The organism is Geofilum rhodophaeum, from assembly GCF_002210225.1.
Classification (GTDB): Bacteria; Bacteroidota; Bacteroidia; order Bacteroidales; family Marinilabiliaceae; genus Geofilum; species Geofilum rhodophaeum.
This window is the reverse complement of record NZ_MWUJ01000008.1, coordinates 18,619-34,812: the sequence shown is the minus strand read 5'-3', so window position 1 is coordinate 34,812 and position 16,194 is coordinate 18,619. Positions and strand designations below refer to the sequence as shown.

The window sequence follows — 16,194 nt, the reverse complement described above, 5'->3', positions numbered from 1 at the left end:
GGCTGCAAAGTTAGTGTGTGGGCGCTTTCCTGCAAAATATTGCTGCATTTTGCTGTGCCTGGTTCAAAATGCACTAATTTGGGGATGAAAGCCTGGTTTTTGTTGATAAAAGTTGAAACGTCGACAAGTCTTGTGCGTATAAACACGGAATTTAATCTTGTTTTGTATTATGTTTGCAAAACATTAGCGTGAACCCAATGAAGAATTATTACAGGCTTTGGTATCTGCTGGTCGTGGGATTATTTTGCTCTCTGCGTCTTAGTGCGGGTACCCTGGAACCTGTGTCGCCCGAACCCGAGGCTGTTTTTTCCATCGAGACGACCTCAGTAAATCTCAGCTGGTCATGGAGCGACACACCCATTGAAAATTTAAGCGGATACGAAATTGAGTATGCTGTTAACGGAGTCGTGCAAGACCTGGTGAGTGGCCTTTCAGGGACTTCCTATGCTCTGGGCGGACTGACGCCCGGTACGCGCATAAGTTGGCGGGTGGCTGCGGTAGACACGGATGATGGTCGCACCTGGACCGCCCGACGACAATTCTACGTTGCGCGCAATCAGCCGGTTTATGTCAGGACCAATGGCAGTGGAAACGGAAGCAGTTGGGGTAATGCGTCTTCTTTACAAAATGCACTGATTAATGCAGTTCCCGGAGATGAATTGTGGTTGGCAGCAGGCACTTACCTGCCGGTTAGCGGATACGACAGGAACACTCCGTTTTTATTGCTTCGCGATGGGGTCCAGATAATTGGTGGTTTTGCCGGAACAGAGACTGAGCTGGGGCAACGCAACTGGCAGGATAACCCGGTGATTTTGAGTGGCAACATTGGTGACGTGGAGTCGGAGACCGACAATGCCCGCCATGTATTGGTGGCACTCGGCAGCGAAGAATTCCCGCTTACTCGCGCTACCCGAATTGACGGGGTCATCATTGAAGAAGGTTACGCCACGGAGGACAGCGTGAGCGGCGGGGGCATCCGTTTGACACGGGCTTGGGTCGATTTTCGTAATGTGGTGTTTCGCAACAATACTTCCTTCAGTGGGGGCGCAGTGGCTGCGGACGAGCATTCCTCGCCTTATTTTTTTAATTGTATTTTCAGAGGCAATCAAGCGCAAAGGTTTGGCGGTGCGGTAAGGACTTTGGGAGCCATGGACTTTGTCAACTGTGTTTTTTACGCTAATAATGCCCTTTCACGGGGTGGGGCCGTGGACAATGGGGGCTACGGTGCAGTTGCCGGCATAAACTCTATTTTTTGGGGCAATGCTGCTTCATCAAGCCCACAGGGCTACAATACGATTTTTCGCTATAGTGTGGTGGAGGGAGGAGTTTTGGGAACAGCCAATATTTCGTCCGATCCCCAATTTATTTATGCCGAGGGCGGTGATTTTCGCGTAAATGTAAATTCGCCGGTCCTCAATAAAGGCAGTAACGCCTATGTGCCGGATGATGGTGACTATGATTTCGGCCAGCGCACTCGCATCCAGGCCGGAACTGTAGACATAGGCGTGTACGAAGGGGGCGAAGTGCTGCCTACTTTAATCAGTCCCGCCAACAAACAATTGTTTGATGCAGGCACTTCTTCTGTTAACGTAGTGTGGGAGTGGCCCCAGGATGGCCCCGCCGGCTTAAACTCTTTTAGAGTAGAGTATCGGCTGAACGGGGTGGCAACCTGGAGTGGCGTAGTGGTACCCGATACCGAAAGTTCCTATACCATTGAGGGCTTAAATGCTTTTGACAAGGTAGAATGGCGGGTGGTTGCGCAAATGGATGACAACGGGCAAATGTATTCCGAGGTCTTTGTTTTTTATATTACCCGCGGACGCCCCGTTTACGTTAAAGTCGACGGTAGTGGTGACGGCAGTTCATGGACTGCAGCCAGCTCTTTACATGGTGCTTTACAGAATGCCGCTTATGGCGATCAGCTTTGGTTGATGAAGGGCAATTATGTGACAGATGCAGAAGGAGACCCTGCCACAGCTTTTGAAATTCCTAATGGCGTTTCCTTATTTGGAGGTTTTGTGGGAACGGAAACGCTTCTGAGTCAACGCAATGTCTTGCAGAACCGAAGTGTCCTTACCGGCGAGTTGGGCGACCCGGAAAGCATTGCGGACAATGCTTTCAACGTGGTACGGATGCGCGGAACCTTGGGCAGCCCGGTTGGTCATCAAACCCGGTTGGACGGTCTGGTTGTTACGGGCGGCAATGCACGCTTGAGCATCAATACCTTCGACTTTGGCGGGGGACTGTATCTTGAACATGCTTCGCCAACCGTGGTCAATGTACTTTTCAAAAACAACAACGGAAAGAACGGTGCCGGGATGGCCGTTTTGGGTAATTCGCAGCCATTGGCGGGGAACTTAATATTTATGGATAACCATGCGACCAGTAATGGCGGCGCCCTATATACCGATGCTGTTTTTGATGTTTGGAACAGTGTTTTTTACCGGAACAGTTGTGACCTTTGGGGTGGTGCTGTTTTTGCCACCTCCAGCAATAAACTGAAAGTCCGCAACTCTATTTTTGCACTCAGTGCTTCTTCCATCAGCAGCAATCATCATTATTTCAACGCTGAGGTTTATAGTTGTATGGCCGATGAGGTCAGCGCCAGTGAATTGCTGAACGACGATCCCTTGTTTGTGGATGGGGAGTTTGGTGATTTTCGTCTGAATTACGCTTCTCCTGCTATTGATAAGGGATTGGCGGTTCCTACCTGGCTGAGTAACGATTTCCGCGGAAGAAGCAGAGTCCTGGGTGGGCAAGCAGATATTGGGCCTTTTGAGGGAGGCACCAATACGGTTTATGCCTTCAATCCGGCCAACGGAAAGACGCAAGAGCCGGGCGAAGGAAATGTAGCTGTGGAATGGCGTTGGCACGATGCAACTCCGTCGGATGTAGTGGACTATGTGTTGGTATATCGCGTAAACGAAGGAGAAGAGATTGAAATGAATGGTCTGAGCGGCTTACAAACTTTGCTGGACGGCGTTCAGCCTCTCGACCGGGTGAATTGGCGCTTGTACAGTCGCCACAGCGACGGCAGTCGCCGCTGGTCGGCCCCCGCTGTCTTTAGAGTGCGCCGTGGCCATCCTTTGTATGTTAAGCCGGAAGGGCAGGGAGGCGGAACTTCATGGTCCGATGCGGTCTCTTTGCAGGAAGCCTTGGCTATGGCCATCGCAAGTGACGAGCTTTGGCTGGCGGCAGGGACTTACCTTCCCGGGGCCACTCGTGATGCGTCCTTTAACCTGATCGACGGCATTAAAATATACGGAGGCTTCCTTGGGAATGAAAGTGAACTGGAGCAAAGAGACTGGTTTAATTATCCTACTGTACTCAGTGGAGAAATTGGGGATCAAAATGCTGCAGCTGATAATGTAAGGCAGCTTGTTCATGTTAGTGGAGATGCCGATTCCCCGGTAAGGGATTTATGGCTGGACGGTTTAATTATCGAAGGAGCCAACTCAGACAACGCAGGTGGTGGTGGTTTGGTATTGACCTATGCGTCTCCTCGCATTATTAATGTTTGGTTCAGGCAAAACCAGAGCGCCACATCCGGTGGAGCTGTTTGGGGCGATGCCTACTCGGAACCGGTTTTTGTCAACACCCTGTTTACCAATAACAAGGCCGGAAGCAGTGGTGGCGCGGTTTCTGCTTCAGGGGTTATGATGTTTTACCACTGTTTGTGGCATCAGAATCAGGCCTCCTCATATGGCGGAGCTTTGTACGGCAACTACAGCAAGGTGTATAATTCCATAGCCTGGAAAAATACTGCGGGTATTGCTGATGCTTCTTTTCGCGGCGCTGAAGTGACTTACAGTTTGGTGGAAAACGGTTACACCGGAGTTGGCAACTTGCAAGCCGATCCCTTGTTTTTAAATGTTGCAGAAGGGGATTATCGTTTGGGGATGACTTCCCCAGCCCTGGAAGAGGGTATGCCTGGCGCTTGGCCTCAGGGAGTCGGACTGGTCGACTTTATAGGAGCCGATCGTGTTCAGGGTGCACAGCCCGATATGGGCCCCTTTGAAGGTGGTTTTGATGTGCAATTGATGGCTCCGATTGTAGAGTATCCTGCGGATGGGACTGAGTTTGGGACGGATGTTAGCGCTATGGAGTTGCGTTGGGTCTGGGAGGAGGAAGCGCCTGCCGGAATCCTGGACTACGAGTTGGAATACCGTGTAGGAACTGCTTATCAGGTGATGAGTGGTTTGCAAGGTCTGAGCCAGAATATTGTAAATCTTTCCCCGGCAGATGAAATCAGTTGGCGGGTAAGAGCGCGTACCGCTGAGGGCTACCTGGACTGGTCTTATTACAGTACTTTTCGCATACTTAATCCCACCAGTAGGCAGGAGACCTCCCTTGTGTCTGGAGGATTGCAATTGTGGCCCAATCCCATACGCTTGGAGAGCGAGCGCCTGACCTTGCAGGTGCCTGGGGAGTATGTCGGTGGTTTTCTGCAGCTTATTGATTTAAGTGGGCGTCTCGTTTTTACACAACACCTGGAGGGATCAGGTCTTCAGTATCCATCACTTCCCGCATTGTCGCCCGGCGTTTATCTTTTGCGCTATCAATCGGAAAGCGGATTTTCTGATGTGGTCCGGCTGCATGTGAAATAAGTGTGAAAATACTTACAGATTGTTTGTAGATTGGCGTATTTATTTTAAATTCGTAGATATTGCGCAGTCAGAAGATTGTCGTACTGATGATTTGTTACCTTATTAATTTTCAATATGGAAGCCAACGTACAAATAGATCACCTCGATAAGAAAATTTTAAGTCTCATAACTAAAAATGCCCGTATTCCATTTCTGGAAGTAGCCAGAGAATGCAAAGTGTCTGGCGCTGCCATTCATCAGCGGATACAACGGTTGATGAATATAGGCGTAATCAAAGGTTCTGAATTCGTACTGAATCCTTCAAAAATTGGTTTTCATACCTGTGCTTTTATGGGTGTTTTTCTAAAAAAAGCCAGTTTGTTCGATAAGGTGGTGCAAATGTTGGAGCAGGTTCCGGAGATTGTAGAGTGTCATTATACCACCGGTCAATACGCCATCTTCATTAAGATTTATGCGCAAAGCAACGAGCATCTAAAGCGTATCTTACACGACAAGTTGCAGTCCATTCCCGGAATTTCCTCAACGGAAACCATTATTTCACTCGATGAGTCGTTCAAACGCCAACTACCCATTGAGTAGTTGGTAAGGACTTTCTTCCGCTTTGGACCCAAATTCAAAATCCAAACGCCCCATTTGAACTCCATGCTGACCAGAGTGCAAGATCGGAATTTCTTTTCCGGCTGCATTTTGGGTCAGCAAGGGACGTTCCATAAAGCTGTGGGTATGTCCCCCCAGAATAAGATCAATGTTTGTTGAATGGGCAGCCAGCTGTATATCGTCATAGCGTCCACGGTCCATCTGCAAGCCCAGATGAGACAGGGCCACGACCAAATGGCAGCCCTGTTGCTTTAAATAGGCAGCGGTTGTCTCTCCGGTTTCCAGGGGGTTGCTCCATTCCATTCCTCTGTAGTTGGAGTCGGCAATGAGACCCTTAGGATCTATGCCCAGCCCGAGAACCCCAATTTTAACCCGTCCTTTTTGAAATATTTTCCAGGGGCTGATTTTTCCCTTGAGTGCTGTGTTTTCAAAATGGTAATTGGCACTTATAAATGGAAAGGTGGCGTGCGGCAACAGTTGGTTCAGTGCTTCCAGACCATTGTCAAATTCGTGGTTGCCCAGGGTTGCTGCATCGTAGCCCATGCGCGACATCAGCTCAAATTCCGGTTGCCCTTTGTAAAAGTTAAAATAGGGCGTTCCCTGCAGAATATCTCCTGAGTCGAACAGCAAAACGTGTTCGTTTTCTTTACGGATTTTTTGTATTTGTGCTGCTCGTTGGGCAAAGCCGCCTTTACCGGGATAGTGGGGATGATCTTTTGGAAAGGGGTCTATGCGGCTGTGCAGATCGCTGGTATGCAGGATGACAATTCGGGTGCTTTCTTTTTTAAAAAAGGCTTCTCCCGACAAAGGAAAAGCCAGGAGGGCGGCTCCTGCCAGACTCTTTTTGATGAAACTTCTTCTGCTGTTCATGCTTTTATGGCTTAGCGTAAATCTTTAATGCGCGTTGAAAATTGATGGGGTACTTTCTTGTTGGCTGAGGCGTAGGCTTGCAGCTTTTCAATAATAATGTCGCGAATGGCATAGCTGGAACTGATGATGGTGTCTGCTTCGCTTAGCATGCTGTAGCCATCGCCTCCCTCAGCCAGGTAGTTGGAAGTGAATATCCAATAATGCGCTGTTGTTTGCAAGGCCTTACCATTGATGCGTATGTTCTGTGTGCCGTCGGGTGTGAAATCACAGGTGGCACCGGCCAATCCGTCTCCGTTTTCACTGTAGATGTGGTCAAAAAGAGCTAAGGTCTGGCGACCATCCAGCAAAACGGCAGTCAAGACGTTCTCAAAGGGCATGATTTCAAAAGCATGTCGCCTGAGCACCTTCCCCTGAGGTAGGGGACTGCGCAGTCCCCTACTGTTGATAAGTGCAACAGCAGGGTGATTGGGGAGACTGGCTTCGTGAATAAACGCCATACCCTGTTCCAGCACCATATCTGCCACCAGGGAGGTTAGGGGACTTTCTGGCTTGGTGGGGATCAGGCGCTCCTCATTGTGTACAAGTACTTCGTTCATAGCCTCGTTCAGCGAGTCGCGATAGGGTTGGATGTAGGCAAGGAGCGTAGTGTCGGCCAGATCAGGATCGTCCAATTCGATGATTTCGAAATGTTGGAGGCGATGGGATACGGGCGGGGATTGACAGGCAGCAGTAGCCAATAAAAGCAGCAGCAGGAATTGAAAAAGAACCTTCATAGGGATCGAATTTTGCCTTAAAAATAGGGATTTTAGCATCCTAAGCATTAATATTACCTAATCATTTTAAGAACAAACATGACGTACAATAAGTTTGAATCTATTTTTGGTCTTCGGCCGCACAGCTCCTGGCAGCCATTTTTTGATGCGGAAGTGCTTACCAGCCTTTTTGATCTTGTGCAGAAACTCGGGCAGGATGGTCCGATAACCCCTCCATTTACTGTTATGCTTCGGTTTTTGGAGCTTGATTTACAGGCCATCAAAGTCGTTGTTTTGGGGCAGGATCCCTATCCGCAGGATGGCGTGGCTACCGGCAGAGCCTTTGAAGTCGGACCCCTGCAATCGTGGTACACTCCCTTTAGAAACACGAGTCTCAGAAATATTGTTCGTGCGCTTTATGCAGCACAAAACAAGCGCATTCTTACTTTTAAAGAGGTTTTGTCAGAAATGCGTGCCGGCCGTTTTGAGCTTGCTCCTCCAGCACAGCTGTTTAAGCAATGGGAACAACAGGGTGTTTTGCTCATCAATACTTCCTTTTCCTGTCGAATGGGTGTTCCGGGCAGTCACGCTGCGCTTTGGGCCCCTTTTACGCGGCAATTATTGGCTTACATTCATCGCTTACGACCCGATTTGCGCTGGTTGCTGTGGGGCAAACACGCCCAGGGAGTAGTTGCCCATTTGTCAGGACTCCAAAAAATTGAGAGCCGACACCCGATGATCTGTCAGGATCATCCCGATGATTTTTTGTTTGGCAGGAACCCTTTCGCCAGAGTCTCCGATATTGATTGGCTGGGATGCGTTTAGAAGTAACGAATGGATTTGGTGGTTCCGTCGTCGCCGGATTTCCTTTTTGTGAAGAAATCTCTGTCGAGATTAGGAATGATGGGGCCGTACAAATCAAATGAGAGCGTAATTTCCTGGCTGCTGCTCAGATTCAGGGGTTGGTTCCCCAGGGGGTAGTCGTACGAATAGGTGACTCGGAAGTTTTCGTTGATTTGCACGCCCGCTATCAGCGCAAAGGCCTGGCTCATCCGCCAGCTGCCACCCAGCGAGAAACGCCCCGCATATTGGTAGCTTAGGTTAAAATCAATGGCGTTCTCCAATCCTTCTTCCATTCGTGCCAATATGGCTGCACTTACATTATGGTCATAGGCCAGTCCAATTTCAGTTCCGGCAGTAAAGTAGTAGACCTGATTGCGCTGGTATTGCAAAGCGTTTTCTCCTTCAAAATCGAGTCGCGCAGGTAAAATGCCCGGCATGGAAAAGCCCAAATGGTACCAGGGGGAATGTAAAACCAGACCTGCTCCAAACACCGGGGTGAAACCATTCTCTATGTTGGCTTGAAAATTGGGGTCGTTGGCCTCATTGAGCGCCAGTTTATTAAGTCCCACCCAATGATTGCCCACTCCGGCATTGATGCCTGCCGACAGCAAATGGTTGCCGTTGATGCGCAGCAAGTAGGCATAAGAAATGCTGAACTCGTTGGCCATAACAGGACCTGCTTTATCGCTTTGCAGGGATACGCCTGCACTCATCATTGTTTCATTAATGGGCAGGTGTGCACTGGCATAATAGGTCATGGGTGCTCCTTCTACGCCAATCCATTGCTGGCGGGTTGCTAAATCAATAGCCAGGGAGTTGCGTGAACCGGCAAAAGCCGGATTCATCCAAAGGGGACGATAATCAAATTGCGTAAAAAGAGCTTGCTGTTGAGCCAGACCGGGAAGTGAAAGGCCCAGAAGACCAACAATCAGAAGAAGGGCTTTTAAAAAATGATATGTAGGTTTATTTCTGCTCATATGGTTATCTGCTCAGGTAAATAAAGCCCCTAAATACTTCGAGGCCTTTTACCTCCAGGAGGTAATAATAGGTGCCACTTTCCAGTTCCTGTCCCTTATAATTGCCTTTATTGGCGCGTCCATCCCAGCTGTTGCTAAAGTTTTCCTGCTTAAAGACCAATACCCCTGTGCGCGTATATACTTCCAGATGCATATTTTGTATCCCTTCAAAATCGGGAATGGTAAAAAAGTCGTTGATGCCGTCGCCATTGGGAGAAAAGCCCTCGGGAATAAAATACGTCACTTCTGCTTTATGACTCATCTTAACATAGAGCCAGGCCTCTGAGCAATCGTCTTCGCGGTCGCACACCCGGTACATAAGGGAATCGGTGCCATCAAAGGGACGACTAAAATTGGGCGCAATTTTTAAGTCCTCCAAGATGGTGGCTGCCCCATTATGGAAGTCCCGCACAATTTCAACACGTAACGGCAGGTCGTACAACCACTCATCGTTTTCCAGAACATCGATGCGCAGATTTTTTAACTCAAAGGCCTCCATATGGTCGTCGTGCGCCAAAGGGGCATAGTCGTACTCGTCGACCATAATAGAAACCGTTGCGCTGCCACAAAAGCCTGAAGTATTGCAAATCTGGTAACGCAGTTCATCAGGACCAATATACTGTGGATCGGGTTCATAAACAATGGCGTAATTGTCGTTGACCCAGGCCCTACCGTTGCTTGGGGGCGTTGTGATTTCTATGCCGCTGATGCCAACTCCAATGCCGTAATCGTTGCGGGAAACGTTGATTTCGACCGTGGCCATTTTATAGGTGCGACCAAAGTCGTTGTTGGCCACAACGGGGGTGTTGGCAACAGGATCCTGCCCGAGGGATTGTCCCCCTGCCCCGGTGTAGGCAAACACCAAGTATAGAAAAATTAGAAAAAATAGTCTCTGGTTAAATTTGCACATGCGGCAGACTTGCGTGATTAATTTTGGGTTGCTGGTTGTTAACGCTTGCGGAACAGTCCTTTTCGCCGTGATCTTGGTCCGTCGCCAAAATCTCCCTGCAACATCGGATCTCTTTCGGAACAGGGAAGGGAGCGAATGCGCTGGCCGGAGCAGAAATTGTAGCCAAAAACCAACATAACTGCACTGCCATAATGGCCCTGAGCAGTTGTTAAACCCAGTTGGTGCTCCAGTCCCACATTTAGCCCCTTGTAGTTGATGCCCACAGTGGTTGCTGCGCCCAAACTTTTTCCCCATTTGTGATCGAGGGTGTGCCGATAGGCCAAAATCCCCCAGAAAGAGAACTGGTCCTTATAAGTGGGAAAGTCCAGTTTCATATTTATATCCAGTCGCTTGTCGTCGAGCGAGTTTTGGCGGTAGTAAAGCAGGGGTTCAAAATAAACTTCTCTTCCGGGATACTTGAACCAGGTGCCGGCATGTACATGCAGGTCCACCGGCAACTCCGGCTCCCATTCCGAATTGTACATGGGGTTGTTTTGCGGAAAAATATTGGTGACCGATGCCCCAATGTGGTGCTTGTTAATGCGCAACATCATTCCGGTGTTCGCATTGAAACCAAAACCTCCGTCTGAATTTCCATTGATTGCCGGGTCGATACCCACGCCGCCTTCAAAACTGCTTTGATCGATAGAGGCCTGTTCGAGCAGGGCCGCCAAGCCAAACACCAGGGAAGTATTGCCGCGCTGATTCTCTCTCAATTTAACTTCAACTGAGAAGGCCTGCATTAAACTCAACTTACGGTTGTTACCATTTCGGTCGTTGTACAGGTAGGTCCCCGATCCAATGTTCCCACCGAGGGGCAATTGGGCGGCCAAAAGCTGCGTGGTGGGCGCCTCATCCATTCCAAACCATTGTCGCTGGTAAAAACCGTTGATGCTGATGCAGCTTCGGTTGTAAGCTGCAGCCGAAGGATTCATTAAAAACAGGTCGTACACATACTGATTGGTTACAAAATAGCGTTGCGCATTGATTCCTGTAAACAGCAGTAAGAGTGATATGGTAACCAGTATTTTCCAGATCTTCATTATATTACTCGGTTAAGGGTTTTTAGGAAAAGGGAAACCAAAGTTTCCCTTTTCGCGTCCTTGTTTCTTTAGCGCTTCAATGTAAAATGTCCTTTAAGCAACTTATCTATCGGTAAAAGGTGAATAACGTACCAGTAATCGTCAGAGGGAACGGGGCGACTCAGGTACTCGCCGTTCCAGGCCGGATCGTTGGAGGTATATTTTTTCAAAAGTTTTCCGTAGCGGTCGTAGATATAGATGATCGATTCCGGGAGTTTCTCCAGTCCCTCAATCAGCCAGGTGTCGTTGTATCCATCGCCGTTGGGTGTAAGGAAATTGGGGACGGTGATGTCGTAGCTCGATTCGAAGCGGAAGGTGGTACTGGCCTCACAGCCCCTGGCATCCACTACAAATACTGTGTAATCGCCATTTCCCAGGCCTGTAAAGGTCGGATCGTCTTGCGCTTGTCCATCGTTCAGGGTGTAGGTGTAGGGTTCGGTTCCACTTTCGGCCATAACCACAATCTGTTGGTAAATGGTGGAGTCTATACCGGTAATGACCGGAGAGGGGAAGAGGTCGATGTTGAAGGTGTCGGTCAGCGACCAGCAACCATCAAATACCTCAACAAGATAGCGTCCTCCCTGGGTGGCGACAAATTCCCGAGCCTCTTCTCCAGACGCCAAGAGCTCCAGCTCGCTGTCCTCACTGGCCTGACGGAACCAGGTGTAATGCTCAATGGGCAGTTCCAGCAATTCCTCGTTGGAGTCGTCGTAGTAGGTGAATTCACCGGCCTCGAGTATTTCCTCAAATGGCGTTCCGTCCACGGGCTCACAGGCTTCCACATCACGGCCAGCTTCAAATTGCGAAGGCAGGGCCAGGAGGACGGACTGACTGGCGGTGGACCAGCATCCATCTGCATTCATTACCCGAATGACGTTCACGGTGTCGCTGAGACTGGCAATGCGCTCGTATTCTCCTTCGTACAGGCCGTCGTGCCAGGTTTTTACGGTCCATTGGTCACGATCGCCCTCGGCTGCAATGGTTCTGGGCAGTTCAAAGGGACAAATATCTACCAGGTTCGGGCCAAAATAGACCCAGGGGAATTCGTCCCAGTTGGCATTGGCCGAAGCGCTTGCGCTACAGCCGTATTGATCGGCCACAGTTACCGTATAAGTCCCTTCCACCGTATTTATGCTGTTGGTGCCACGCATTGTCCTGCCCGATGGCAGGGTCCAAATGATGGTATGGGTGGCCGGGTCGTGGGGCACACTGAAGGTGATGATTTCGTCGGGACAGGCTGTTTGATCGCTTAAAGACACAGCAGGAAGGGTATGCATGCTCACTTCCGTGGACTGTGTGGCCGTACAGCCGTTTTCGTCGGTCACCGTCAATGTGACCGTGCCGTTGGCGTTGGGGGTAAAACTGATTTCATTGGGGCCTTCAAGCGCATTCCCGGGCATGCTCCAGCTGTAATTACTGAATGAGTCCTCGGCAATAATCGTGATGTCGTCCCCCTCGCAAACGTCTCCGGCAGGCAGACTGAATTCCGGTGCCGGTAAAACGGTCAGGGTCATTTCCGCGCTTTCAATACATCCGTCGTCGGTAGTAAAGCTCAAACGAAGGGTATGGCTGCCAGCTTCCAAAGTGCTCACATCTGCTGCTTGAATTGGGGAGTAGGTGGCATCGTTGTTTCTCCTTTCCCAAAGGGCAGTGCCGACTGCTCCGTCCAATGCTTCAGGTAAGGCGAGCGAATAAGCCTCCCCTTCACAGATGGTAGCATTGTCGAGAGAGAAAGCAGGAACGTTGTACATACCCACTTCTATGTAATTGGAGACGAAGCAGCCGTAATCATCATAGGCGGTTACTCTGTAAAAGCCTGCAGATTCATTGTTTACAGGATTTATCACCATCTCTTCATCTTCTGAGAGTATGGGGTGGGTCGGAGCAATGGGCAGGCCAGGTTCAGCTTTGATCCACTGCATTGCCGATGGTTCTGTGGCATAGTTGAATGGTGCATAGAAGCCCAATATGCCCAGAGTTGCCTCCCCATCGGGACAAACAATGACATCATTTACTGACATTTGTGGCGCATCAATGGTGCTGACTGCGATTTTTCCTTCGGCAAAACACATGTTCACTCCGTAAACCACATCTACTTTGTACCAGCCCTCGGTTGTGGCTTCTACCCAGGAATTGGTGGCATCAGTAAGTTCCAAATAAGTGCCGCCTTCGGTTGCGCTGTAACTCCACTGAAAGTTGCGAATGGATTCGTCCAGGGTATTTTCACTGATGGTGATGGTAATGGTGTCGCCCTGACACATTTGTGTTTCGTTTTGCAGGGCAGGGACCAGTGTAATTGTCGGAATGGCCTCAATGGTCAGGTTGAATTGCCCCTCAACCGGACAGGTGGCATTGGTAATGGGATCAACCAAGTAATCGGCCCGGATGCGATAGTCTCCCGAAAATTGATCGGTATTGTTGGGGTAAACGGTCAACTCCGTATCGTTGTGGACTTGGTTGGTTGCGTCTAACCCCATCCATGGGTCGCTTTCCTGGGCACGATAATCCCAAACTGGATTAATGAAGTTGTTCTCCTCGTCTACTTCAATGGTGTATTGGCCCGCGAAGCAAATGACAATGTCTTCTTGTTCAAAAACCTTTTCGGCATACCAGCCGAAGGAACCTTCGGCAGTGGCCACACAACCATTATTGTCGGTAACTTCCACAACAAGTTGCTCCATAGGGGCTGTGGCGGTAAAGGTGGAGGAGGTGCCGGTAGTGGGGGCCGACCAGGCTTCGGTATTTCCATTGTACCACCTGAAACTTGAACCGGCTGTAAAGCCATTTATCTGAAATACGCCGTTTTCTCCAACACAATCCATCAGATCATCCAGTGCGACCACCGGTAAGTCGTGGATGCTTACCTGAATGTCCTGAGTGGCTTCACAACCATCGGTGGTACGAACCACCAGGGTGTAGAGGCCTGCCTCCTCCGGAACAAAGCTGTTCTCGGTAGAGACAACGGTTCCGTTCAAAGTCCATTCGTAGCTTTGGTAATCGCGGTACTCCGCGATCAGTTCGCTGCCTGCACATACGGCCTCGTTTTCAGAAAGAGAAATGAAGGGTTCGGGGCCAACGGTGATGACAATTTCATCGGAGTGTTCGCAAACGATGCCGTACAATTCTGCAGAGACGGTCAGCCTAATGGAGTAACTGCTGTTTTCTGCTGCTGTAAAGCTGTGCGACCAGGGATCTCCTTCGGCCACTTCGGTTCCGTTTACGGTCCAGGTATAGTCGGCATGGTAGGGCAATTCGTCTATGCCCAGCTCAATTAGGTCGCCGGGGCAGGCTGTGAAATCATCGCCCAGGTCAAAGTCGGGTATGATGTAGTCGATGGTGACGGGGTCGGAGGACTGACAGCTGGAATTGGGAATCAATACCCAGTAGGTGCCCGGGTTAGACACGTGAACCTCGGCGGCACTCTCTTCAAAGGGCGTGATGGGGTCCGACTCATGGTACCAGTCGGCCAAAACCCCATTGGTGCGCAGTTCAATGTCGGTGCCCACACAAGCGGCTGCCGGTGCTGAAATGGCTACGGAGTTGTAGGCAGAAAAGTAGCCGTAACTCATACTGGCACCGTTGGCGTCGAGCACACTCAGGTGGAACAGCTCGTCGCTGAAGATGGCATTGTCGGCATTATCGCGAAATTTAACTGTGATGGGCACTCCGGTAGGAAAGCCCTGACCGCCGTCAAAATATTTAACGTAGGTGTACCATTGTTCATCTCCGTCTGTTATGCCGGTGTCATCAACCAGTTGCCATCCGGAGGAAGTCTGGCCATCGGCCGCAGTAAAGAGCTGGTTGGTTACGTCAACGGTGCCGCCCCCTGCTGTTTGGTAATAAGCCTGCAAGTTGCTCTGGCCGCTTTCGTTCAGAATGTTTTTGTTTTTGGTCAGGATTTGAATGAAGAAATTTTCGTCGTAAACCCTGGCAAAGCTAACGGAGCGTGAACCGGTACATTCCAGGGCGGGTAAGACTGCGCTGCCCAATTCGTACTTATAGCTCGAAACCTGGTAGACAATAACCGGCTGGTTGGTCTCGATGTAGATGCCGTTCTCTGAGATTTGCTCTACATGAAATTGACCTTTGGAGAACATTTTGTCTCCCCCTCCGTCCTTTACCGCTGCACCATTGATTTTTATAACAGTGGGGTCGCCTACCGGCCAAATGAATACCTGATTGGATACCGAACCGTTGTCGCCACCCTCATAGGTGCTTTGAAAACGGGTGCCGTGCGAAGGGTGAACAGCTATGTAAGTGGTTCCGGCTATGTTTACGGGGATCAGCTGGTCGCCCGTTAAGTCGTAGTGAATGTGGCTGGTCGACTCAATAATGGAATCGTCGGAAATGGTAATGGCGATGTCTTTGTCGGCTTCAATAAATATACCCCCCAAATGAGCTGTTCTTGTCTGGGTGTTTGAGCGCAACACAAAGGTTTCCCCCCGATCGAGTGTTACGGTGAATGAGGATCCGCTGCTGGGTTTTCCCACAAAGTTATGGCTTGCAGGATCAAAGTTGATGGTAACGGTTGTTCCGTCCTGGGTAGCTACAATGTCCACTTTCTCCCGCGCTGTGCGCATGCCGCTGTAATTCATGAAAGCATTCTGGGATGGAATCAGGAAATTTTGTCCCAGGGCGTTGCGTCCTTTCATATTGAAGCGTTCGGGGTTACGCGGGTTGGCCACCTCGTAGTAAACGGAAATATCGGCCCCGTTGGTCGATTCGATAAGCAGGCCCTTGTTGAGAATGGGAATGTCGCCGGGTCCGCTCACTCCGGTGGGTTCGTTGCTTGCGATGCCCGGCCAGTCGTGATTCAGTACTGTGCTTCCGCCCCAGGTTACCGGGTCCATCGTGGCATTTTCAATGGCCGAAAGCATTTTTTCGAGCTCCAACGATCCGTCGCCTCGCCTGGGAGGTTCCACATTGAGTCCCGAAGTCCATACTCCGGAACTGTTGTAACCGGTGATGTTCTGCCCATAGTCGTGAAACTCCACCTTTTGCTGGGTGCCGGCGGGCACGGTCAGTTCAATGGGATGGAAGTCGGGGTTGGCCGGCTGCGAAATGCGCACCTGGGCCGTCTGGTCGAAGGCCGTAACGCGCAATATGCCAGGTGTCTTTGCGTGTTGCCTGGTGGTTTCGGGTGCTACAAACCAGAAGGTTTGGTCTACCTGGGCATAAGTGCCTGTCAAGTTGGTCAGCAACATAAGGGTGGCCGACAGCAATAATTTTGTAAAATTTCTCATAGCAGCAACAGGGTTATTATGTGGTTGTTTGCTTGCAACAGGATGTAAAGGGCATCAATTGTTTGACAAACATACGAAAAACGCAGGTTTTTATATTTATTTGTGAATAAAAAATGTAACCTTCAGGTTGTATACTTATGTTTTTTGACCTTTGTTACAAAAATTAACAATAATTTCTTATTGACCTTAAGCTGCTTTCGCCTTTGTTCTTTCTTTGTCCCTTCGCAATTTTATG

The 16,194-nt window shown here is 49.8% G+C and carries 9 protein-coding genes; 3 read left to right on the top strand and 6 right to left on the bottom strand.

What is annotated here, in order from left to right; translation table 11 throughout:
- Window positions 1–197: 197 nt before the first annotated feature.
- Together B4W65_RS08945 and B4W65_RS08940 are read left to right on the top strand one after the other, a co-directional pair.
- Window positions 198–4,607 (top strand): choice-of-anchor Q domain-containing protein, encoded by a 4,410-nt coding sequence (locus B4W65_RS08945; RefSeq protein ID WP_088654811.1) that lies wholly within the window; start codon window positions 198–200, stop codon window positions 4,605–4,607.
- Window positions 4,608–4,721: 114 nt separating this feature from the next.
- Entirely contained in the window at window positions 4,722–5,186 is a 465-nt protein-coding gene (locus B4W65_RS08940) for an Lrp/AsnC ligand binding domain-containing protein (protein ID WP_088654810.1), read from the top strand.
- On the opposite strand, the gene B4W65_RS08935 is transcribed toward B4W65_RS08940, so the two are convergent.
- Window positions 5,172–6,074 (bottom strand): bifunctional metallophosphatase/5'-nucleotidase, encoded by a 903-nt coding sequence (locus tag B4W65_RS08935; protein ID WP_088654809.1) that lies wholly within the window; start codon window positions 6,072–6,074, stop codon window positions 5,172–5,174. The genes B4W65_RS08940 and B4W65_RS08935 overlap by 15 nt on opposite strands.
- Window positions 6,075–6,085: 11 nt before the next feature.
- Window positions 6,086–6,847 carry a 5'-nucleotidase C-terminal domain-containing protein gene (locus B4W65_RS08930; RefSeq protein ID WP_158522814.1) on the bottom strand — a complete coding sequence of 254 codons (762 nt, stop codon included), beginning with the start codon at window positions 6,845–6,847 and terminating at the stop codon, window positions 6,086–6,088.
- A 78-nt stretch (window positions 6,848–6,925) separates the two neighbouring features.
- On the opposite strand from B4W65_RS08930, the gene B4W65_RS08925 reads away from it, so the two are divergent.
- Complete coding sequence (locus tag B4W65_RS08925; RefSeq protein WP_088654807.1) at window positions 6,926–7,651, top strand: uracil-DNA glycosylase; 726 nt, start codon at window positions 6,926–6,928, stop codon at window positions 7,649–7,651.
- On the opposite strand, the gene B4W65_RS08920 is transcribed toward B4W65_RS08925, so the two are convergent.
- From B4W65_RS08920 to B4W65_RS08905, 4 genes are all read right to left on the bottom strand, one after another.
- Window positions 7,648–8,646 (bottom strand): PorP/SprF family type IX secretion system membrane protein, encoded by a 999-nt coding sequence (locus tag B4W65_RS08920; protein ID WP_088654806.1) that lies wholly within the window; start codon window positions 8,644–8,646, stop codon window positions 7,648–7,650. The genes B4W65_RS08925 and B4W65_RS08920 overlap by 4 nt on opposite strands.
- 4 nt (window positions 8,647–8,650) lie before the next feature.
- Window positions 8,651–9,547 carry a T9SS type B sorting domain-containing protein gene (locus B4W65_RS08915; protein ID WP_240509532.1) on the bottom strand — a complete coding sequence of 299 codons (897 nt, stop codon included), beginning with the start codon at window positions 9,545–9,547 and terminating at the stop codon, window positions 8,651–8,653.
- An 86-nt stretch (window positions 9,548–9,633) separates the two neighbouring features.
- A complete protein-coding gene (locus B4W65_RS08910) occupies window positions 9,634–10,677 on the bottom strand; it encodes a PorP/SprF family type IX secretion system membrane protein (RefSeq protein ID WP_088654804.1) in 1,044 nt (347 codons plus the stop codon).
- 68 nt (window positions 10,678–10,745) lie between these two features.
- Window positions 10,746–15,959, bottom strand: a complete 5,214-nt coding sequence (locus B4W65_RS08905; protein WP_088654803.1) for a T9SS type B sorting domain-containing protein — start codon at window positions 15,957–15,959, stop codon at window positions 10,746–10,748.
- Between the last annotated feature and the right edge of the window lie 235 nt (window positions 15,960–16,194).

Excerpts from the sequence above, each read along its gene's own strand:
- B4W65_RS08930 (WP_158522814.1), bottom strand. The coding sequence starts at position 6,847 with ATGAAGGTTCTTTTTCAATTCCTGCTGCTGCTTTTATTGGCTACTGCT.
- B4W65_RS08920 (WP_088654806.1), bottom strand. The coding sequence starts at position 8,646 with ATGAGCAGAAATAAACCTACATATCATTTTTTAAAAGCCCTTCTTCTG.
- B4W65_RS08945 (WP_088654811.1), top strand. The coding sequence starts at position 198 with ATGAAGAATTATTACAGGCTTTGGTATCTGCTGGTCGTGGGATTATTT.
- B4W65_RS08910 (WP_088654804.1), bottom strand. The coding sequence starts at position 10,677 with ATGAAGATCTGGAAAATACTGGTTACCATATCACTCTTACTGCTGTTT.
- B4W65_RS08935 (WP_088654809.1), bottom strand. The coding sequence starts at position 6,074 with ATGAACAGCAGAAGAAGTTTCATCAAAAAGAGTCTGGCAGGAGCCGCC.
- B4W65_RS08925 (WP_088654807.1), top strand. The coding sequence starts at position 6,926 with ATGACGTACAATAAGTTTGAATCTATTTTTGGTCTTCGGCCGCACAGC.
- B4W65_RS08940 (WP_088654810.1), top strand. The coding sequence starts at position 4,722 with ATGGAAGCCAACGTACAAATAGATCACCTCGATAAGAAAATTTTAAGT.
- B4W65_RS08905 (WP_088654803.1), bottom strand. The coding sequence starts at position 15,959 with ATGAGAAATTTTACAAAATTATTGCTGTCGGCCACCCTTATGTTGCTG.